This is a genomic window from Allobosea massiliensis (assembly GCF_042655245.1).
Classification (GTDB): Bacteria; Pseudomonadota; Alphaproteobacteria; order Rhizobiales; family Beijerinckiaceae; genus Allobosea; species Allobosea massiliensis.
The window spans coordinates 1-19,084 of record NZ_JBHSLU010000149.1; the positions used below are offsets into that span (position 1 = coordinate 1).

The 19,084-nt window shown below is 67.3% G+C and carries 17 protein-coding genes and 2 pseudogenes; 9 read left to right on the forward strand and 10 right to left on the reverse strand.

The window, feature by feature from the left end; translation table 11 throughout:
* Positions 1-671: 671 nt before the first annotated feature.
* Both ACFPN9_RS28535 and ACFPN9_RS28540 read right to left on the reverse strand, forming a co-directional pair.
* Entirely contained in the window at positions 672-2,036 is a 1,365-nt protein-coding gene (locus ACFPN9_RS28535; RefSeq protein WP_377817972.1) for a nucleotide sugar dehydrogenase, read from the reverse strand.
* A gap of 206 nt (positions 2,037-2,242) precedes the next feature.
* Complete coding sequence (locus ACFPN9_RS28540; RefSeq protein WP_377817973.1) at positions 2,243-2,845, reverse strand: HAD family hydrolase; 603 nt, start codon at positions 2,843-2,845, stop codon at positions 2,243-2,245.
* Between the two features lie 110 nt (positions 2,846-2,955).
* On the opposite strand from ACFPN9_RS28540, the gene ACFPN9_RS28545 reads away from it, so the two are divergent.
* Both ACFPN9_RS28545 and ACFPN9_RS28550 read left to right on the forward strand, forming a co-directional pair.
* Positions 2,956-3,843: a protein-methionine-sulfoxide reductase heme-binding subunit MsrQ gene (locus ACFPN9_RS28545; RefSeq protein ID WP_377817974.1), complete on the forward strand. Its 888-nt coding sequence runs from the start codon at positions 2,956-2,958 to the stop codon at positions 3,841-3,843.
* A 59-nt stretch (positions 3,844-3,902) separates the two neighbouring features.
* On the forward strand, positions 3,903-5,603 hold the full coding sequence (locus ACFPN9_RS28550) for an MFS transporter (RefSeq protein ID WP_377817975.1): 1,701 nt from the start codon (positions 3,903-3,905) through the stop codon (positions 5,601-5,603).
* A gap of 23 nt (positions 5,604-5,626) precedes the next feature.
* Here the strand turns inward: ACFPN9_RS28550 and ACFPN9_RS28555 are convergent, their stop codons facing one another.
* Positions 5,627-6,424 (reverse strand): undecaprenyl-diphosphate phosphatase, encoded by a 798-nt coding sequence (locus ACFPN9_RS28555; protein WP_377817976.1) that lies wholly within the window; start codon positions 6,422-6,424, stop codon positions 5,627-5,629.
* A gap of 238 nt (positions 6,425-6,662) precedes the next feature.
* On the opposite strand from ACFPN9_RS28555, the gene ACFPN9_RS28560 reads away from it, so the two are divergent.
* Genes ACFPN9_RS28560 through ACFPN9_RS28570 form a run of 3 tightly spaced genes read left to right on the forward strand, consistent with a single transcriptional unit; the run spans position 6,663 to position 9,351 of the window.
* Positions 6,663-7,355 (forward strand): glutathione S-transferase family protein, encoded by a 693-nt coding sequence (locus ACFPN9_RS28560; protein ID WP_377817977.1) that lies wholly within the window; start codon positions 6,663-6,665, stop codon positions 7,353-7,355.
* Positions 7,253-8,491 (forward strand): tRNA epoxyqueuosine(34) reductase QueG, encoded by a 1,239-nt coding sequence (queG, locus tag ACFPN9_RS28565; RefSeq protein WP_377817978.1) that lies wholly within the window; start codon positions 7,253-7,255, stop codon positions 8,489-8,491. Before ACFPN9_RS28560 ends, queG begins: the two co-directional genes overlap by 103 nt.
* Positions 8,488-9,351 (forward strand): SDR family oxidoreductase, encoded by an 864-nt coding sequence (locus ACFPN9_RS28570; RefSeq protein ID WP_377817979.1) that lies wholly within the window; start codon positions 8,488-8,490, stop codon positions 9,349-9,351. Before queG ends, ACFPN9_RS28570 begins: the two co-directional genes overlap by 4 nt.
* Before the next feature lie 16 nt (positions 9,352-9,367).
* On the opposite strand, the gene olsB is transcribed toward ACFPN9_RS28570, so the two are convergent.
* The 3 genes and pseudogenes from olsB to ACFPN9_RS28585 form a co-directional block, all read right to left on the reverse strand.
* A complete protein-coding gene (gene olsB / locus ACFPN9_RS28575; RefSeq protein WP_377817980.1) occupies positions 9,368-10,327 on the reverse strand; it encodes a l-ornithine N(alpha)-acyltransferase in 960 nt (319 codons plus the stop codon).
* Between the two features lie 102 nt (positions 10,328-10,429).
* Positions 10,430-12,514, reverse strand: a complete 2,085-nt coding sequence (locus ACFPN9_RS28580; protein WP_377817981.1) for an ATP-binding protein — start codon at positions 12,512-12,514, stop codon at positions 10,430-10,432.
* A gap of 140 nt (positions 12,515-12,654) precedes the next feature.
* A pseudogene (locus ACFPN9_RS28585) lies at positions 12,655-13,560 on the reverse strand (YifB family Mg chelatase-like AAA ATPase); the annotation flags it as partial.
* Between the two features lie 156 nt (positions 13,561-13,716).
* On the opposite strand from ACFPN9_RS28585, the gene ACFPN9_RS28590 reads away from it, so the two are divergent.
* Positions 13,717-13,899, forward strand: coding sequence for a CsbD family protein (locus tag ACFPN9_RS28590; protein WP_156450910.1), 183 nt, complete (start codon positions 13,717-13,719; stop codon positions 13,897-13,899).
* A 69-nt stretch (positions 13,900-13,968) separates the two neighbouring features.
* Here ACFPN9_RS28590 and ACFPN9_RS28595 read toward each other — a convergent pair whose 3' ends face one another.
* Positions 13,969-15,210 (reverse strand): NAD(P)/FAD-dependent oxidoreductase, encoded by a 1,242-nt coding sequence (locus tag ACFPN9_RS28595; RefSeq protein ID WP_377817982.1) that lies wholly within the window; start codon positions 15,208-15,210, stop codon positions 13,969-13,971.
* A gap of 67 nt (positions 15,211-15,277) precedes the next feature.
* Complete coding sequence (locus ACFPN9_RS28600) at positions 15,278-15,781, reverse strand: YciE/YciF ferroxidase family protein (protein WP_067991312.1); 504 nt, start codon at positions 15,779-15,781, stop codon at positions 15,278-15,280.
* 157 nt (positions 15,782-15,938) lie between these two features.
* Here ACFPN9_RS28600 and ACFPN9_RS28605 point away from each other — a divergent pair, with 157 nt between their 5' ends.
* Both ACFPN9_RS28605 and ACFPN9_RS28610 read left to right on the forward strand, forming a co-directional pair.
* Positions 15,939-16,238: a PepSY domain-containing protein gene (locus ACFPN9_RS28605; RefSeq protein ID WP_082733002.1), complete on the forward strand. Its 300-nt coding sequence runs from the start codon at positions 15,939-15,941 to the stop codon at positions 16,236-16,238.
* Positions 16,239-16,274: 36 nt separating this feature from the next.
* Positions 16,275-16,841 (forward strand): hypothetical protein, encoded by a 567-nt coding sequence (locus ACFPN9_RS28610; protein ID WP_067991318.1) that lies wholly within the window; start codon positions 16,275-16,277, stop codon positions 16,839-16,841.
* A gap of 199 nt (positions 16,842-17,040) precedes the next feature.
* Here ACFPN9_RS28610 and ACFPN9_RS28615 read toward each other — a convergent pair.
* A protein-coding gene (locus ACFPN9_RS28615) for an IS3 family transposase (RefSeq protein WP_377817983.1) occupies positions 17,041-18,221 on the reverse strand; the annotation gives its coding sequence in 2 pieces (ribosomal slippage) (positions 17,041-17,957 and positions 17,957-18,221; 1,182 coding nt in all).
* 36 nt (positions 18,222-18,257) lie between these two features.
* Here ACFPN9_RS28615 and ACFPN9_RS28620 point away from each other — a divergent pair.
* On the forward strand, positions 18,258-18,803 hold the full coding sequence (locus ACFPN9_RS28620; RefSeq protein WP_377817984.1) for a LysR substrate-binding domain-containing protein: 546 nt from the start codon (positions 18,258-18,260) through the stop codon (positions 18,801-18,803).
* A 149-nt stretch (positions 18,804-18,952) separates the two neighbouring features.
* Here ACFPN9_RS28620 and ACFPN9_RS28625 read toward each other — a convergent pair.
* Positions 18,953-19,072 (reverse strand): annotated as a pseudogene (locus ACFPN9_RS28625) (HpcH/HpaI aldolase/citrate lyase family protein); the annotation flags it as partial.
* Positions 19,073-19,084 lie beyond the last annotated feature (12 nt).

Consider the following 19,084-nt stretch of genomic DNA (forward strand, 5'->3'; position numbering starts at 1 on the left):
TCGGGGATCTCTCGGTTCAGGGTTGGCGTTCACAACCCAAACCTAACCGGCAATCGCCGGTGACCACCGTCAGCTACACCACGCTATGGGACACGACCGCGAAACGAGGTCAACTCCAGAGGCAGATGTCCATACCCGGTGGCCACTGTCGCAAGATCTCCACATTGTGCGAGCGAAGGACACAGGCAGCCATCTAAGTTACCGGGAAGTGCCGGCGCGTGTCGCATTCTCCCACTAAAAGACGCGTTCTGTCGCAACGCGTCACTTTGGGCGGGGCGATTCCTGTTAAAGCCGTGCCAATTCCAGACGGTGTACGTGGCCCTGACACGGCTAGATGCCTTTCTCGTTCTCGCGATGTAGGCATCATGGCCCGCTCTTATTCACGCCCGATGCTGCTAAGCGAGTTCCGTCGGGAGCACATCCAGATCATGGCGAGATCTCTCACGTGCAGTTGTTTCGCGATGGTCATCCCTCGCTCATCGTTGTGCTTGACGACGCTCACAGGTCTGCGTCACCCAGGCGTGGAATCTCGGCGGCTGCGGGCGGGCAGCCAAAATCTTGCCGACTACGGCATCTCGGTCAGCAGCCGACCTCCCTCCCGCGATCTTCAGCCTTGCCGACCCGCCGAGTGCAGTTAGGACGCTGGCTCGTCGCTTACGCAGCAGGGCGGGCTAGGCCTTGACGATGTGGGGGCGCTGAACGCCCGCCCTGTGGCAGGCGTTCCGGGTGTCGAGGATGAGGGGTACTGCGTCAGCAAGCGCGGCGTAGTCCAGGCCGTCATGGTCGGTTGCGATCAGGGCAGCGTCATAATGGCCGGCGAGCGCTTCATCCCAGGACACGCCGCGCCGGCCATGCAGGCTGGCATGCTCCCGCATCGGCGGCAGCTGCGCCACGAAGGGGTCGTGGAAATCGACGGTCGCCCCCCTGCCCTCGATCAACTCGATCAGGCTGAGCGCCGGGCTCTCGCGCACATCGTCGACATTCTTCTTGTAGGCGACGCCCAGCACAAGGATGCGCGAGCCATTGAAGCCACGCCGTTGGATCTGGTCCAGAGCTTCGCCCAGTCTCGCCATCACATAGCGCGGCATGGCGGTGTTGACCTCGCCGGCAAGCTCGACGAGGCGGGTGGAGAGACCGAATTCGCGCGCCTTCCAGGTCAGGTAAAACGGATCGATCGGGATGCAATGGCCGCCGAGCCCGGGCCCAGGATAGAAGGGCATATAGCCGAAGGGCTTGGTCTTGGCGGCCTCGATCACCTCCCAGACATCGATTCCCATGGCGTCGAAGACGACCTTGAGTTCGTTGACCAGCGCGATGTTGACGGCCCGGAAAATGTTCTCGGTCAGCTTCACGGCCTCGGCCGTCTCAATGGTCGAAACCGGCACGATGTGCTGGACCACCTCACTATAGAGCGCCATCGCCAGCCTCAGGGCCTCGGGTCCGTCGCCCCCGACGACTTTCGGGATCGACGCGGTGGCGAAGTCGATGTTGCCGGGGTCCTCGCGTTCCGGCGAATAGGCCAGGAAGAAATCGCGACCCGAGATCAGCCCGCCCTGCTCCAGGATCGGCTTCATCACCTCCGCCACGGTGCCGGGATAGGTCGTGCTTTCGAGCACGATCAGCTGACCCGGCCGCAGGGTCCGGGCGATCTGCCGTGTCGTCTCGGCGACGTAGCTGAGATCGGGCTCGCGCTGGCGCGTCAGCGGCGTCGGCACGCAGACCAGGATGGCGTCCATCTCTCCCAGCCGCGAGAAATCCGTCGTGGCGTCGAACCGGCCTTGCGCACGGAAGGCGGCAAGCCCCGCACCGTCGATATGGCGGATATAGGAGCGGCCAGCCGCCAAGATCTCGATCTTGGTCGGGTCGATGTCGAATCCGAGCACGCTGTGTCCGCTCGTGGCGATGGCCTGCGCCAGGGGCAACCCGACATAACCCAGCCCGATGACGCCGACGCGCGATCGGCCTTTTCGGAATCGCGCTTTGCTAACGGCAACGTCGACGAGCGCCCGACCCCCGAGAGCCGAGGCATCGATCATGAACGGCATTTCCGATTTTGCTACGACACCTGAGACAAGCGCGGCCGCATCCGGCAACGCGCCATGCCCACCGCGCGCAAGCAAGGCAACAGATTGCATACGGCTTCTGATCGCGCTGGCTCGATGGCAGGAAGACCGCTCCCACGTCGCGGCCCTCCGGCGCGGAGAGAAGGCAGGGCTGTTCAATCGATCCTACCCCCCCGTTGTCAGAGGGCGACGCCGTGCCTGGCCAGCTCCCCCCTCAGATCGATGGGCTCGACGAAGTGGATGGCCTGCATGCCGAGCGCGCGGGCGGTCTCGATGTTCTTGGCGCTGTCGTCGATGAAGATGCAGTCTTCGGGTACGAGGTCGTAGCGTTCGAAGAGGACCCGGTAGATCGCCGGGTCGGGCTTGATGACGCGCTCATGGGCCGAGACGACGACGCCGTCGAAGCTCTGCAGGAACGGAAAGCGGATCAGGCATTCGGCCCATTTCTCGCGCGAGAAATTGGTGATCGCATAGACCTTGTCGCCGCGGGCCTTGAGATCCTCCAGCACCGCGACGCTGTCCTCGATCAGGCCCGGAACCGCCTCGTGCCAGCGCTCGTCATAGGCGCGAATCTGAGCCTCCCATTCGGGATGGCTGGCGACCAGCAGAGCGACGCCCTCCTCCCAGCTGCGCCCGCGATCCTGCTCCAGATTCCACGCCGCCGTGCAGACATTCTGCAGGAACCAATGACGCTTCGCCTCGTCGGGAATCATCTCGCGATAGACCCGGAACGGGTCCCAGCGGATGAGGACGTTGCCGACGTCGAAGACTGCGGTAGGCATGGTGGCTTTCCCCCTCACGGCCGAGGCTCACGGGCTTGTGTGCGCCGCGATGGGACAAATGCCCGAACTCTCGCGTATCGCAAGCACACAGTGTGGACAGGGAGACCGGCATGATCGGATGGTTGCCATGGCTGGACCGGCAGGGACGCGTGTCCGGCCTGCGGCTCGGCGTCTTCCTGCTCGTGCTGTTGCCGGCGCTGATCCTCGCGGCCGAGGCCTGGACCGGGCAGCTCGGCTCGAAGCCTTGGACGCGCGCCGTGCACGACACCGGCACCTGGGCTGTGCGGCTTCTGCTGGTGACGCTCGCGGTCTCGCCGCTGCGGCGCATCCTCGACTGGGGCAAGCTGATCGGCGTGCGGCGGATGCTCGGCCTTTCCGTGCTGGCCTATGCGAGCGCACATCTGGCGCTCTACTGCATCGACCTCGCCTTCGACTGGGGGCTGATCCTCTCCGAGATCGTCAAGCGCTTTTATCTGATCGTCGGCATCACGGCGCTGGCCGGGCTGGTCGCGCTCGGCATGACCTCGACGGACGGCATGATCCGGCGGATGGGCGCGCGCCGCTGGCAGAGCCTGCACAATCTCGTCTATCCCGTCATGCTGCTGGCGCTGCTGCATTTCGCGCTGCAGTCGAAAATCGATGTCACCCAACCCGTGCTGATGAGCGGGCTGTTCGGCCTGCTGATGGTCTATCGGCTGCTCGACCGCTTCAAGGTGGCCCTGACCCCGTCGGTGCTGGTTGTGGCGGCGCTGGCGACCGGGCTCGCGACGGCGCTGTGCGAGACCGCCTGGTATGCCTTCGCCACCGGCGCCTCCGCCTGGCTGGTCTTCCAGGCCAATGGCGACATTCTCGTCTATCAGGATTGGGCCTCGCTGCGCCCCGGCCATTGGGTTGCGCTGGCGGGGCTCGCGATCGCCGCCATGGGCGCCGTCCGCCAGCGCCGGGCGGACCGTCCCCGCCGCGGCCGCAATCCGGAGGTGGCGGGCGCCGCCCGGTGAGCATCGCCCTTGCGCCCAGCCGGGTTGGCAGGCCGGGACACAGGCTCTAACCCTGTGACATGCCAGACGATCCTCACGCCCAACCGGTAGCCGACGTCGCCAGGGCGGAGCTCGCCGCGGAGGGTGTCGAGCCGGCGGCGGAGCGCAACTCGCCCTTCGTGCCGCTGCGCCAGCCGATCTTCCGGGCGGTCTGGCTCGCCAGCCTGGCCTCGAATTTCGGCGGGCTGGTGCAGATGGTCGGCGCCTCCTGGATGATGACGGCGATCGCCGATTCGCCCGACATGGTCGCCCTCGTCCAGGCCTCGACGACGCTGCCGGTGATGCTGTTCTCGCTGAGCGCCGGCGCGCTCGCCGACAATTACGACCGCCGGCGGATCATGCTGACGGCGCAGGGCTTCATGCTGGTCGTTTCGGTGCTGCTCGCGGCCGCGGCCTGGCTGAACCTGATGACGCCCTGGCTGCTGCTCGGTTTCACCTTCCTGATCGGCTGCGGCACGGCGCTGAACAACCCGGCCTGGCAGTCCTCCGTCGGGGACATGGTGCCGCGCCGCGACGTGCCGGCGGCGGTGACGCTGAACAGCGTCGCCTTCAATATCGCCCGCAGCGTCGGCCCGGCGATCGGCGGCGCCATCGTCGCGGCGGTCGGTGCGGTCGCGGCCTTCGTCCTCAATGCCTTCAGCTATATCGCGCTCATCACGGTGCTGGCGCGCTGGCAGCCGCCGAAGGTCGAGCGCGTTCTGCCGCGCGAGACACTGCTGATCGCGATGGGCGCTGGCGTGCGTTATGTCGCGATGTCCCCGAACATCCGCAGCGTCATCCTGCGCGCGTTCGCCTATGGCTTCGGCGGCATCGTCGCTCTGGCACTGCTGCCGCTGATCGCGCGCGACCTCGTCCAGGGCGGGCCACTCGTCTTCGGCATCCTGCTCGGCGCTTTCGGGGCCGGCGCCGTCGTCGGCGCCTTCCTGAGCGCGCGTCTGCGCCGGATGCTCTCGACCGAATCGCTGGTGCGGGCGACCTTCGGCGCCAATGCGCTGGCGGCCGCGCTGATCGGCATGAGCACGACGCTCTGGCTCACGCTGCCGGCGCTGGCCGTGGCCGGCGCCTGCTGGGTGATGACGCTCTCGACCTTCAACGCGACGGTGCAGCTCTCGGCGCCGCGCTGGGTGGTGGGCCGGGCGCTGGCGCTCTACCAGATGGCGGCCTTCGGCGGGATGGCCGGGGGCAGCTGGGTCTGGGGCCAGGCGGTGCTGCATTTCGGCCCGGAACAGGCGCTCCTGCTCGCCGCCTTCGCCCTGCTGTCGGGCGCGGCCTTGGGCTTCCGCTACCGGCTGCCGCCGCTGGAGGCGCTCAATCTCGACCCGCTCAGCCGCTGGCGCGAGCCGAAGGTCGCCGTCGACATCGAGCCCCGCAGCGGCCCGGTGATCGTCACCATCGAATGGCTGATCCGCGAGGAGGATGTGGTCGAGTTCCTTAAGGCGATGGCGGAGCGCCGTCGTATCCGCCGCCGCGACGGCGCCCGGCACTGGACCCTGCTGCGCGACCTGACCGATCCGGAGCTCTGGATCGAGCGCTACGACACACCGACCTGGGTCGAATATGTCCGGCAGGCGCAGCGCATCACCCAGGCGGATGCCGAGATCACCGACCGCGTCCGTGCCCTGCACAAGGGCCCGAACCCGCCCGTGGTCCACCGCATGATCGAGCGCGAGACGGCGACGCTGCCACGCGGCCTGCCACCGCAGCAGATCCGGGACGCCTAGGGCAGCCCGGGTTGGGCGACGCGTCAGCCGTGGATCCAGAGGCCGGCCAGGCCGAACAGGCCGACGACGATCCGCCACCAGGCGAAGGGGGCGAAGCCGCGCTTCGAGACGAAATCGAGGAAGCTGCGGACCACGATCAGGGCCGAGACGAAAGCCGCGGCGAAGCCGACCGTGATCAGGGTCACGTCGTCGACCGTCAGCGTCTTGTAGTTCTTGAGCAGGTCGTAGGCGAAGGCGCCCGCCATGGTCGGCATGGCGAGGAAGAAGGAGAATTCCGCCGCGGCGCGCTTGCTGGCGCCGAGCAGCATGGCGCCGACGATGGTCGAACCCGAGCGGGAAACGCCGGGCACCATCGCCAGGCACTGGATCAGCCCGATCTTCAGATACATCGCCAGCGGGAAGGTGGTGGCGTCCTGATGCTTCTCCTCCAGCTCCAGATCGTCGACGACGAGCAGGATGAGGCCGCCGGCGATCAGCGTGCAGCAGACGATGACGGGGTTGAACAGCACGCTCTTGATGAAGCCGTGCAGCAATGCGCCGATCAGCGCCGCCGGCAGAAAGGCGACGAGCACGCCGAGCACGAAACGCCGGGCCGCCGGGTCGCTCGGGAGGCGCAGCGCGATGTCGAGCAGGCGGCGGAAATAGACCAGCGTGATCGCCAGGATGGCGCCGAGCTGAACCAGAACCTCGAAGGACTTGCCGTTCGATTCGAAACCGAGGAAATGGCCGAGCAGCAGCAGATGCCCGGTGGAGGAGACCGGCAGGAACTCGGTGAGTCCCTCGACGATCCCGAGGATCAGCGCCTCGAACAGATTTTCCATGGCGGCTCGTCCTCGTCACTGTCCGGCGCATCCGCCCGGGGCCGTGGGCATCGATACGCCCAGCCCTTTGCGAATTGGTTACCAAAATCCCAACCGAACCATGGCGATTCCGGGACATTTGCGGCGCGGCGGGTTGTGAGGGCGGGCGCGCGGCCTTATAGCGGCGCCCTGCCCTCTGCGGACGATTTTTTCGTCCAGCGGCCCCGCTTCGGCCCCACCAGCCTGATTCATGAGTGCCATGGCGACCCTTCATCACTATCCGCTATGCCCGCATTCGCGCTTCATCCGTCTCGTGCTCGGGGAATTCGGCCTCGATGCCGCGCTCGTCGAGGAGCGGGTCTGGGAACGGCGGCGCGAATTCCTCGAGATGAACCCGGCCGGCACGACGCCGGTGTTCCGCGAAGACAGCGGACTCGCCGTTCCCGGAGCCGGCCCCATCGCCGAATATCTCGACGAGACACGGGGACTTGCTTTGGCCGAGCGCAGGCTGCTGCCCGAGGGGCCGGGGCAGCGCGTCGAGGTGCGCCGCCTGCTCGACTGGTTCTCGATCAAGTTCAACGAGGAGATCACCGCTCCGCTGGTGCTGGAGAAGGTGATGAAGCGCTTCATGGGGCGCGAGGAAGGCGGCGGCCCGCCCGAGATGAGCGCCATCCGCGCGGCACGCTCCAATGTGCGCTATCATCTGCGCTACATCGCCTGGCTGATGGCCAAGCGGAACTGGCTGGCCGGCTCCGAGCTGAGCTATGCCGACCTCGCCGCGGCGGCGCATCTCTCCTGCGTCGACTATCTCGGCGACGTGCCCTGGGATGAGGATGAAGCGGCGCGCGCATGGTATGCGAGGATCAAGTCGAGGCCGAGCTTCCGGCCGCTGCTGAGCGACCGGGTGCCGGGCATGGCGCCGAGCGCGCATTACGACGACCTCGACTTCTGAAGCCCGAGCGCCTCAAGCAGGCAGTCGCCGCCCGCGCGCTCGCCGAAGGCTTTTCCGTCGTGCGCGTGGCTGGCGTCGACTCGATTCCGGAGGCGCCGGGCCGCCTCGCCGCCTGGCTGGAGCAGGGCCATCAGGGCGAGATGGCCTGGATGGAGGAGCGCACCGACCAGCGCGCCGCGCCGCGCCGGCTCTGGAGCGAAGCCCGCTCGGTCGTGATGCTCGGCATGAGCTATGCGCCGGAGGGCGATCCGCTGGCGGTGCTCGGCCATCCCGACCGGGCCGCGATCTCGCTCTATGCGCGCCGGCGCGATTATCACGACGTGATCAAGGGCAAGCTCAAGAGCGTCGCCGGCTTGCTCGCCGCCCAGGGCGGCGCTGACGTCAAGGTCTTCGTCGACACCGCCCCGGTGATGGAAAAGCCTCTGGCGCAGGCGGCGGGCCTCGGCTGGCAGGGCAAGCATACCGTCCTGGTCTCGCGCGAGCACGGCTCCTGGCTCTTCCTCGGCGCGATTTACACCACAGCCGAGTTGCCCGTGGATGCGCCCGAGACCGACCATTGCGGCTCCTGCCGGCGTTGTCTCGACATTTGCCCGACCGACGCCTTTCCCACGCCCTATCAGCTCGATTCGCGGCGCTGCATCGCCTATCTCACGATCGAGCATCCCGGCCATATCGACGCAGGCTTGCGGCCCGGGATCGGCAACCGCGTTTTCGGCTGCGACGACTGCCTGGCCGTCTGCCCCTGGAACAAGTTCGCGCAGGCCGCGCGCGAGGCGCGGCTGTCGCTGCGCGACGAACTCGACGCGCTGCCGCTCGCCGATCTCGCCCGTCTCGACGACGCCGCCTTCCGCAGCCTCTTCGCCGGCACGCCTGTGAAGCGCACCGGGCGCGACCGCTTCCTGCGCAATGTGCTGATCGCGATCGGCAACAGTGGCCGGGCAGACCTCGCGGCGAGTGCCGTGGCGCTGCTCGCCGACCCCTCGCCGCTGGTGCGGGCGATGGCGGTCTGGGCGCTGATCCGGCTCGATCCGCCGCAGGCCCTGACGCTTGCAGGCGGAGCGCTCGCGATGGAAAAGGACCCTGATGTGCGCCGCGAATGGCTGGCGCTCACGCCTGCCACGGATGCCGCCTCATGAAGCTCCTGATCCTCGGCGTCGGTTATTCCGCCGGATTCTTCGCCCGCGAGGCGCTGGCCCGCGGCTGGGAGGTCACCGGGACGGTTCGCACAGCCGAGAAGGCCGAACGGCTCAGCCGCGAGGGCATCCGCACCCTCGTCTTCGACGGGTTCGCCGTCTCCTCGTCGCTGGCGACCGCAATCGCCGAGGCGGCGGCCGTGCTGGTCTCGGTTCAGCCTGGAGAGGCCGGCGATCCCGCGTTCCAGGCGCTTGGGCCTGCCCTGGAGGCGGCGCCTGCGCTCCGCTGGATCGGCTATCTCTCGACCATCGGCGTCTATGGCGACCATGGCGGCGCCTGGATCGACGAGGACACGGCACCGCGAGCGAGCTATCGCTCGCAACTGCGCCTGCAGATCGAGCGCGACTGGCTGGCGCTAGGCGAGCGGAGCGGCAAGGCCGTGCAGATCTTCCGGCTCTCTGGCATCTACGGACCTGGCCGCAACCCTATCGTGAAGCTGCGGACCGGCACGGCGACGCGGCTGGTCAAGCCCGGCCAGGTGTTCAACCGCATCCATGTCGACGACATCTCCGGCATCCTGATGGCCTCGATCGCGGCGCCGCGTCCGGGCGCGATCTACAACGTCACGGACGACGAGCCGGCGCCGCCCCAGGACGTGGTGGTCCATGCCGCGGCGCTGGCCGGGCTGACGCCGCCGCCCGAGACGCCGTTCGATCCGGCCAAGCTCTCCCCGATGGCGGCGAGCTTCTATGGCGAGAACAAGCGTGTCTCGAACGCGCTGGTGAAGCGCGAATTCGGCTATGCCTTCCGGTATCCGACCTATCGCGAGGCGCTGCCGGTGCTGCTCGCCGGGGGCGACTGATCGCCAACCAGCCGGGTCAGGCGGCGTAGCGCTGCCCCTCGTCGCCGTAATAGGCGACATAGCGCTGGTCGATCGCCTCGACCGGCAGGATCACCAGCACATCGGTGGTGCCGAACTGCCGGTCGATCACGGCGCCGGTGCCGAAGCGGGCGCCGAGGCGCAGATAGCCCTTGATCAGCGGCGGCATCTGCTTGAGCGCGAGCTTGGCGTCGATCATCTGCGCCGGCAAAACATCCATCGCCACATGGCGGACGCCATGGGCGCGCGCGCTCCATTCGCCCTCCGCTCGGGCGTGATGATGCAGGAAGCTCAGCGGCAGGGCCAGATCTTCCGGATCGGTACCGTCGAAGCTGGCGCAGCCGAACATCGCGTCGATCCGGTGGTGGCGGATATAGGTCCAGATGCCGTGCCAGAGCAGCTCGACCGTCTTCTTGCTGCGATAGGGCTCGAGGACGCAGGAGCGTCCTAGCTCGAGGAAGCGCTTGCCGGGATGGCGGGCGATCAGCGGCGCGAGATCGAACTCGCTCTGGGTGTAGAAGCCGCCGAGCCGCAGGGCCTCGTCCTGCCGCATCAGCCGGTAGGTGCCGACGATCTTCGGCTTCACGCCGCCGAAGCGGCCGCGCGCGGCATGGTCGATGACGAGCAGATGGTCGCAGGCCGCATCAAAGCGGTCGGCATCGCGCCGGACCATCCGCGAGACCACGTCGGGCTTGGCCGACATCTCCTGATAGAACACCCTATAACGCACGCGCTGCGCCCGCCAGACCTCGCTGGGGCCGCGCGCGAGCCTGACTTCGAGCGAGCCGCTGCGGCCGAGCGAGCCGGCCAGGGCATCGGACTGAGCCGGCTGAAGGCCGAAGCGACGGATGGTCTCGCCGCCGATGCGTCGCAGCGGCGCCAGTCCAGAAGCCAGCAGGCCCGCTGCCGCGGCCTGGGACACGGGCGAGGCCGATCGTCCTTGGAGGTCGGGTGCCATGGTCGTCTTGTCCCCCGGGCCGCACGTTCTAGCAATGGGCCGGATATGCGCCCGCCATCTGACGGGTTCGCGACGGAACTGCGACGAAGTGGTGACGTAGCGCTAGGCGGAGCGGCTGAGCGGATGCGACGCAGCGACGCGGTCCAGCCAGCGCTGCAGCGCGGCGCGCTCCAGAGGCTTAGCCAGGCAATCATCCATACCCGCCGCGAGCGCCGCAGCGCGATCTCCGTCGGACACATTGGCGCTGACGGCGACCAAAGGCAGCGGCGCGCGGCCGGGCCCCTCTTTCTCTCTCGACCGGACGGCGCGGGCGACGGCGAGGCCGTCCATCCCCGGCATGCGGATGTCGAGCAGGACGAGGTCGAAACAGGGACCGTCGCCAGCGAACCCGGCCTCGATCGCGGCCAGCGCGCGGGATCCATCGGGCGCCCAAACGGCCGCGCAGCCGAAACGCTCCAAAGTGCGGGTGGCCAGCAGGGCGTTGATCTCGTTGTCCTCGGCCACGAGCACCGACAGGCGCGGGCGGGACGGCGGCGGCGGCGAGGCCGCCGGCTCGGCCGCGACCGCCGAGAGCACCGGGCGGGGCGAGAGCCGCTGATAGAGCGAGCGGGCGCGTACGGGCTTGACCAGGAAGCCCGTGAAGCCGGCTTCACGCGGCGAGCCGAACTGACGTCGCTCCAGCGGCGAAAGCATGATCAGGCAGTCGGCGACGCCGGCGCGGCGCGCCTCGGCGGCAAGCGCGATCGCCTCGGTCCGCCCGATCTCCTGATCGATCAGCGCCGCGTCGCAAGACGCAGGGTCGCGCAGCAGCGCCCGCGCCTCCTCGGCATCGCTCGCCACGAGCGCGTCTCCGCCCGCGGCCCGGATGATCTCGCGCAGGAACCCGGCGCCGAAGGGCGCGCCGGACACGACGAGCACACGCTTGCCGCGCCAGTCCGGCAGGGCCGCGGTCTCTGTCGCTTCGGAAGCCTCCAGCGGCAGGCGGACGCGGAACAGGGAGCCGCCGCCTTCCCGGCCCTCGACCCCGACGGAACCGCCCATCAGCGCGGTGAGCCGGCGCACGATGGCGAGCCCGAGGCCTGTCCCTTCATGACGGCGCGCGGGCGAGACATCGGCCTGCTCGAATTCCTCGAAAATCGCCTGCCGCCGCTCCTCCGGGATGCCGGGGCCGGTATCGGCAACGTCGATGACAACCATCCTGTCGTCGCGGCTGATGCGGATGCCGACGCCGCCCCGGTCGGTGAACTTGATCGCGTTGCCGACGAGGTTCAGCAGGATCTGCCGGATGCGGTCGCGATCACCGACGAGATGCGTCGGCAGGTCGGGCGCGAGATGGGCTGCGAGTTCGATGCCCTTGACCTGGGCGCGCGGGGCCATCAGCTCCGAGACCGTCTCGACCAGCACGCCGAGATCGAAGGGCTCGCTGGCGAGCTCGAGCTTGCCGGCCTCCACCTTGGAGAAGTCGAGGATGTCGTCCACGAGGCCGAGCAACGCCTCGCCCGAGGTTCGCAGAGCCCTGACATAGGTCGTCTGTTCGGCGTCGAGACCGGTGTCGCCGAGCAGATCGGCCATGCCGAGGATACCGTTGAGCGGCGTGCGGAATTCATGGCTGACGGTGGCGAGGAAGCGCGACTTCGCCTCGTTGGCGCTCTCGGCTCGGGCGCGGGCCTCGACCAGCTCCTGCTCGGCTGCGATCCGGGCGGTGATGTCACGCCCGACGCGCTGCAGCACACTCTGGCCGAGCGCGACGGGCACAACCGTCTCGACCCAGGAGATCCAGCGCTCGCCCTCCGGGGTCGCGAGGCACTCGTCGAAGACGCGGGCGCCACCTTCCAGCGCCTGGGCGGGTCGCGAAGCGACGAGCCGCGGCTGGGCGAGGGAGCCGACGATCTGCGTCTCGTCGAGCCCCAGCAGGGCGGCATAGGCGCCGTTGGCATAGACGATGCGGGCGCCGTCGCGCCGCACGATCAGGTCACCCTGCGCCTCGATCAGGCTGCGATAATGCTCCTCGCTGTCTGCGAGCGTCCAGAGGCGGTCATTCAGCGCCTCGACGTCACTGGCGAGTTCGGCCGCCTGCCGGACGATGCGCTCGCGCTGGCGCAGCAGCAGGACGGCCGCGACTGTCGCGAACACGGCAAGCACCACCAGCGAAATCGCGGCCCAGGAGGAAGAGGAAGAAAAATCCATGCCGCCACATTAGCAGCGGCCTGTTGAGGAAAGGTTGGCCGAACGCGCGAATGCAAGGGCTCGTTGAGGGCATTTCGTTAACCACCCCGCCCGCAGCCGCCAGGAGCCCGCGGCGACGCCGTCAGGCCGCCTGGACGCCGTCAGGCTGCCTGGGCGACCTGGTCGCTGCGCGTGCGGTAGGACAGCGCCTCCGCCAGATGGATGCGCCCGACCTTCGCCTCGCCGTCGAGGTCGGCCAGGGTCCGGGCGACCTTGAGCACGCGATGATAGGCCCGTGCGGTCAGTCGCATGGCGTCGGCGGCGTCGCGCAGCAGGGCGAGCCCGGCATTGTCGGGCCTCGCGATCTCGTCCAGCACCGGTGCCGGACAGGCCGCGTTGGTGGTGACGCCGCTCAGGCCCAGCGCTTCGAAGCGCGCGCTCTGCAGGCGCCGCGCCGCCGCGACGCGGGCGGCGACCTCCGCAGACCCCTCGCTCGCCGCCGGCAGGATCAGGTCGGCGGCGGTGACCGCGGGCACGTCGATGGCGATGTCGATCCGGTCCAGCATCGGGCCGGAAATCCGGCTCTGGTACTGCGCCATGCAGCGCTCGTTCTGCTGGCGGCGGCAGGCGTAGCCGGGTTCCGTCGCCTTGCCGCAGCGACACGGGTTCATCGCCGCGACGAGCTGGAAGCGGGCGGGATAGACGGCGCGGTGATTGGCCCGCGAGATCAGCACGTCGCCGGTCTCCATCGGCTGACGCAGCGCGTCCAGCGCCTGCGCCTGGAACTCCGGCAACTCGTCGAGGAAGAGCACGCCGTGATGGGCGAGCGAGACCTCGCCGGGCTTGGCCTGCAGGCCGCCGCCGACGAGGGCCGCCATCGAGGCCGAGTGGTGGGGCGCCCGGAAGGGCCGCCGATCGGTCAGGGCGCCCTCGGCGAGATGGCCGGCGACCGAGAGGATCATCGAGACCTCGAGAAGCTCGCGCGGACCGAGCGGCGGCAGGATCGAGGGCAGCCGGCTCGCCAGCATCGATTTGCCGGCACCGGGCGGGCCGTTCATCAGCATGTCAAGTGCACTATTGTCATCCGGTTATTCTGATCGCCGACTCGATCGCTGTGCGCCACAGGACTAAGCCGCTTTCGCGGCAGGGCGCTGCGGCGCGGTCATCGCTGAGATTTCGCCTGTGAGGCGCTGCATCCGAGGATTTCGGGGTCGTTTCCCCTGATCCTTGGAGGCCTCCATGACCGATCCCGTCAGGCCGCCGGCAACGTCAAGCAGGCGGCGGGCAAGGCTATGGACAAGCCGCGACTTCACGCAGAGGGGGTAGCGCAGGAGCGCAAGGGCGAGGTCCAGCAGGCGCTCGGCAAGGGCAAGGATGCCGTGAAGAAGGTCGTCGGCAAGGCCTGACGGCCCCGCGACTGAAAGGATCGAGCGGACTGTCGAAAGACAGTCCGATTTTTCGTGCCCCATCGCCCATCAGCTTTTCGGCTTGGGTCGGTCGAGGGAGAGATCGTCGTACCAATCCTCATGCTGGCCGGCGATCACTTTCGCGATCACCCGCGACGCGAGAAAACTAAAGGTGATGCCGTTGCCGCCATATCCATAGGCGGCATAGAGGTTGGGGATGCCCGGGGCTCTTCCGATCAAGGGGAGCCCATCGTCGGTTTCACCGAAGGCACCCGACCAGATGAGTTCGGCTTTGGCGACCGCGTTCGGTCTCAGCAGCGACAGCTTCTTCTTGAGTATCTCTGCCTTCGCCGGCATCAGGGCGTCGCGATCGTCGGGGTCCGTCACGGCATCGTCGTCCTCGCCGCCGATGACGATGCGGTTGTCCGCGGTGGTGCGGGCGTAAAGGTAATCGTCCGACGCCTCCCAGATCAGCACGCCATCACGCCACAGCGCGTCCGGAGTTTGCGGCGGCGTGGCGATCGCCCAGCTCGACGCCGTGCTGTGCAGATCCGAGTTCAGGAACTCGGGCATCACGTATCCGGTCGCGAGGATGACGGTCTTCGCCTCGATCTGCCGTCCGTTTTCGAGGCCGACGATCAGGCCGTGGCCGAAGTTGTCGTATGTGACGGCCTGCGCGTCGAACATGCTCGCGCCATGCTGGATGGCCTGAGCGAGCAAGGCATGGGCCAAGAGGAGAGGGTCGGCATCCGCCGATCCTGGCGAAACGATCACGGCTTCGCGATCGAAATCGAATTCGCGCCGGAGCGTGAGATAATCCAGACAGACGCCTGGAAGCCCCGCCCTTTCGCGAAGCTGGTGTTCGGCCAGCAATTGTCGCGCTCCGAAGTCTCCCGCCGCGATGTAGAGCGAACTCCGATGACGGAAGGTGCAGAGCAAGGCTAGATCGTCGACCAAACCCCTCAAGCCCGCAACGGCCTGGAGGCTTCTGCGATAGACGTTTGCGGCCCGCTCGAAGCCGTAGAAGCCGGTTAGCTCACTGAGGGGACAATCGATCTCCCATTGCAGCATGGCGGTGCTGGCGGCGGTGCTGCCGAAACCGGCGCGCTCACGATCGATCACGCAGACCTGACGCCCGAGCGCAGTCAAATGTTGCGCCATCAGCGCTCCGGTGATCCCCGCGCCCACGACGAGAATGTCGCATGACAGATCGTGGTCGAGCGGTGCTCTGACGGGGCGCTTGAAGCCGGAGAGCCATGGCGGGCAACCACCGCGTAGGTCGCGCTGGACGGTGGTTTCGGAATCGAACATGGCGCGCTCGCACTGGCAAAGGAAAGCCCTGGCGGCAGCGCCGCCGGGGCTGGGAAGGGGATGAGCTTCAGGCCGCCTTGGCGACGGCAGCCGCGTTGGCGGGGCCGCCGAGCTGGGTCAGCGCCTTCTCGGTCTTGGTCTCCTCGGCGAGCGTCGCGTCGAGCAGCTTGACCGCCTCCTTGTGGCCGAGCTGCTGGGCCCACGCCTTGAGGGTGCCGTAGCGGGCCATCTCATAGTGCTCGACGGCCTGGGCCGAGGCCACCAGGCCTGCGTCGATCGCGGGGCTGTCGCCGTAATCCTCGATGACCGCCTTGCCTTCCTCGATGATCCCGAGGATCGCGTCGCAGGTCTTGCCGCGCGGGGCCTTGCCGATCAGTTCGAACACCTCCGCGAGACGCTCGACATGGCCTTCGGTTTCCTCGCGATGTGTTTCGAAGGCCTTCTTGAGCTCGGCGGACCGCGCCGCCTTCGCCATCTTGGGCAGGGTCTTCAGGATCTGCTTCTCGGCGTAATAGACGTCCTTGAGCATGTCGTGGAACAGGTCGTCGAGCGGCTTCGGGGTCGTGGCCATGGAGGTCCTCCGGGGATGGGTGGGTGGTGGATCCAAACGTAAGCCCAGGCCCCGTGTTCCTTCCCCTTTGAGATCTTGGCGGTGGAACTTTCTTGGGCGAGCTGCCGTTTGGTTTTGCATCGCGGCGAACGCCGCCACCTGCCTGATGGAGACCATCATGAAGAAGCTGCTCATCGCCACGTTGATCGCCTCCGCGACGTCCTTCGCCGCCATGGCCCAGACGTCAACGACTTCGCCCATCCCGGCGCCAAAGGCCGACGCCGACAAGAACGCCCCCCTGCCGGGTGCCAACAGCTTCACCGAGAGCCAGGCCAAAACCCGCCTTGAGTCCAACGGTTATTCCAACGTTGGCGCCCTCAAGAAGGACGACAACGGCGTCTGGAAGGGCACCGCCACTCATTCCGGCGCGCAGGTCAATGTTTCCGTCGACTATCGCGGCAACATCACCCGCAACTGATCCGTGCCGCTCGCACCCCGAACTTTGGAGAACGACATGACCCGCACCTTGACCCGATCCTACGATAGCAACGCCACGGCCCGCTCGGTTGTCGAGCAACTGGAGGCAGCCGGCGTTTCGAGCAGCGACATCAGCATCGTCGGACGAGACGGCGAGACCGGCGAGACCAATGCCGCAGAAGGCGCCGGCATCGGCGCGGGCGTTGGCGGCGCCGCTGGCCTGCTGACCGGTCTCGGACTTCTCGCGATCCCCGGCGTTGGTCCTGTTGTTGCCGCCGGCTGGCTCGCGTCCACCGCGGCGGGCGCAGTTGCGGGCGCAGCCGCCGGCGGGCTGGTCGGCTCCTTCGTCAAGGAAGGTCACGACGAGGACGAGGCCAACTATTACGCCGAGACGGTTCGCCGCGGCGGCTCCGTGGTTTCCGTCCGGACCAAGCCGGAGCACGAGGCCACCGTCCAGGCGATCCTCGATGGCGCCACGCCGATCGACCGCTCGACCCGTGAGGCCGACTACCGCGCTGGAGGCTGGTCGCGTTTCGATGAGAACGCCGATCCGTATGTCCGCGACGCCACGGCGGCTGGGCGCGTGCCGCCAGCGGTTATCTGATCGAACCGCCCGCGTATGATGGATGGCCCCGGTAATTCCGGGGCCGTTTTCGTTGACCGTTGGAAAATGATCCGTGCGGTTTGACGAGCATGCATTGTTCATCGGCGAGATCCTGGCCACGGGTGGAACACAGGGAAAGCCCGACCGTTCGGTGCAATGGGGGACTGATCCGCCCCCGCCGAGAGGTCCAATGTTATTGTTAGTGGACGGTTGGCCTCGACGCCAGCGCGGGCGGCGTAGCTGATCCGGGTTGCGCAGCCGCCCGTGCGGCCATGGCGGAGACGAAGACCTCCGGGGCGGGAGGCTTGTATCCGAGTGAGCCATGCGGGCGCACGGTGTTGAAGTGCCGCCGCCAGCTTTCGACGATGATCTTCGCCTCCGCGAGGGTGTAGAAGATCTCGCCGTCGAGGAGTTCGTCGCGCAACCGGGCATTGAACGACTCGATGAAGCCGTTCTCCCAAGGACTGCCGGGCGCGATGTAGGCGGTCTTGGCACCGACCGCGCTGATCCAATCCTGCACGGCCTTGGCGACGAACTCGGGACCGTTGTCTGAACGAATATGCTCCGGCACACCGCGCAGGATAAACAGGTCCGAGAGCCCGTCGATGACATCGATCGCCTTCAACCTTCGATCGATGCGGATCGCCAGGCATTCATGCGTGAACTCGTCGATGATGTTCAGCATCCGGTATTTTCTCCCATCATGAGTGCGGTCCTCGACAAAGTCGTAGGACCACACGTGATTGGGCCGCTCGGCACGCAGGCGGATGCAGGGTCCGTCCGCAAGCCAAAGACGGCCGCGCTTGGATTGTCGGGCTGGAACTTTCAGCCCCTCACGTCGCCAGATGCGCTCAACCCGCTTGCCATTGACGACCCAGCCTGCCGTCGAGCGCAGCAGCGCGGCGATCTTGCGATAACCGTAGCGGCCGTATTGGCGGACCAGCTCGACGATATCGGCGATGAGCTTTTCCTCATCGTCGCGTCCGTGCGGAATCCGACGTTGTGTCGAGCGATGCTGCCCGAGCACACGGCAGACCCGCCGCTCCGACACCTTCAGGGCGAGCCGGATATGCTCGATGCAGGCGCGGCGACGCGCGGGGCTCAGTAGTTTCCCGAAGCCGCCTCCTTCAGGATCAGCTTGTCGAGTGTCAGGTCCGCGACGGCGCGGCGGAGCCGGGCGTTCTCGGCCTCGAGCTCCTTCATCCGCTTCACCAGATCCGTCTTCAGCCCGCCAAACTCACGGCGCCAGCGGTAGTAGCTGACCTCCGTCACCCCGATCGAGCGGATCGCATCGGCAACGGGCTGCCCCTGCGAGACCAGCACATCGACCTGGCGCAGCTTCGCGACGATCTCTTCAGGCTTGTGGCGCTTCTTCGGCATATCGGTCCTCCTGTCTGCCAAAAGACATACTTCAGGGTGGACCAATTCAACGGGGGTGGATCAGTTTGGCGCACCGAACGCATAATCGCCGAGTTGGATGCCGGTCGCGTCGACATCGGCCTTATTCACTCGTCGAGCGAGAATGTACCGTCCGGCTTTAAGATCATCGCCAGCTCACCGCTGAAATGCGTCTTGCCGCCCGGCCATCGCCTCTGCAACGCAGACGTCGTTAAGGCTCAGGACCTTCGCAACGAACGCCTGATCGCCTATCATAACTCGCTCGATTTCGCTGACACGTTCTGGCGGGTCATCGAGGGCGTGGATCCACCGCCGGAGATCGCCGTCGAGGCGAGTCAGTCGGCCTTGTTGAGGGACTTGGTGCGCTATCGTGTCGGCATCACGCTGCTGGACGGCTTCACGGCCTCCGACACGATGCTTACCGACATGGTGGTCAAGCCATTCGTGCCTTCGCTTCCCTTCCACCTTGCCGTCGCGAGCCGAGGCAGCCGCCTCAGCGCGGATGCGCGGGAATTTCTATCGATCTTGATTGGAGTTGTAACCGAAATCGCCAATCGACGCTGATAGTCGTGCTCCGGTCGATCCAAAGCCAATCGCCGCAGCCATGTCGGCCTCGTGCCGGGGCGTGCCGAGACCCTTACGCGCGCCGGCACGGGCAGAGCGACGAGATCGGCTCGTAGCGCGGCTCGCGCCTTGTCCTTCGCTTTTGCGGCGACAGCGCCCTCAAGGTCGATGATCACCGCGTCCGCGCCTGCTCCGGCAACTTTCTCGAAGCGCTCGGGCCGATCGCCAGAGACAAACAGGGGAAGCAGGAAGTCGAGCGATGGCGACATTCAGCCGGCGTT

What these genes read in the sequence shown, in the direction of transcription:
- ACFPN9_RS28535 (WP_377817972.1), bottom strand. Translation starts at nt 2,036, where the DNA reads ATGATCGATGCCTCGGCTCTCGGGGGTCGGGCGCTCGTCGACGTTGCC.
- ACFPN9_RS28540 (WP_377817973.1), bottom strand. Translation starts at nt 2,845, where the DNA reads ATGCCTACCGCAGTCTTCGACGTCGGCAACGTCCTCATCCGCTGGGAC.
- ACFPN9_RS28545 (WP_377817974.1), top strand. Translation starts at nt 2,956, where the DNA reads ATGATCGGATGGTTGCCATGGCTGGACCGGCAGGGACGCGTGTCCGGC.
- ACFPN9_RS28550 (WP_377817975.1), top strand. Translation starts at nt 3,903, where the DNA reads ATGCCAGACGATCCTCACGCCCAACCGGTAGCCGACGTCGCCAGGGCG.
- ACFPN9_RS28555 (WP_377817976.1), bottom strand. Translation starts at nt 6,424, where the DNA reads ATGGAAAATCTGTTCGAGGCGCTGATCCTCGGGATCGTCGAGGGACTC.
- ACFPN9_RS28560 (WP_377817977.1), top strand. Translation starts at nt 6,663, where the DNA reads ATGGCGACCCTTCATCACTATCCGCTATGCCCGCATTCGCGCTTCATC.
- queG (WP_377817978.1), top strand. Translation starts at nt 7,253, where the DNA reads ATGGTATGCGAGGATCAAGTCGAGGCCGAGCTTCCGGCCGCTGCTGAG.
- ACFPN9_RS28570 (WP_377817979.1), top strand. Translation starts at nt 8,488, where the DNA reads ATGAAGCTCCTGATCCTCGGCGTCGGTTATTCCGCCGGATTCTTCGCC.
- olsB (WP_377817980.1), bottom strand. Translation starts at nt 10,327, where the DNA reads ATGGCACCCGACCTCCAAGGACGATCGGCCTCGCCCGTGTCCCAGGCC.
- ACFPN9_RS28580 (WP_377817981.1), bottom strand. Translation starts at nt 12,514, where the DNA reads ATGGATTTTTCTTCCTCTTCCTCCTGGGCCGCGATTTCGCTGGTGGTG.
- ACFPN9_RS28595 (WP_377817982.1), bottom strand. Translation starts at nt 15,210, where the DNA reads ATGTTCGATTCCGAAACCACCGTCCAGCGCGACCTACGCGGTGGTTGC.
- ACFPN9_RS28600 (WP_067991312.1), bottom strand. Translation starts at nt 15,781, where the DNA reads ATGGCCACGACCCCGAAGCCGCTCGACGACCTGTTCCACGACATGCTC.
- ACFPN9_RS28605 (WP_082733002.1), top strand. Translation starts at nt 15,939, where the DNA reads ATGAAGAAGCTGCTCATCGCCACGTTGATCGCCTCCGCGACGTCCTTC.
- ACFPN9_RS28610 (WP_067991318.1), top strand. Translation starts at nt 16,275, where the DNA reads ATGACCCGCACCTTGACCCGATCCTACGATAGCAACGCCACGGCCCGC.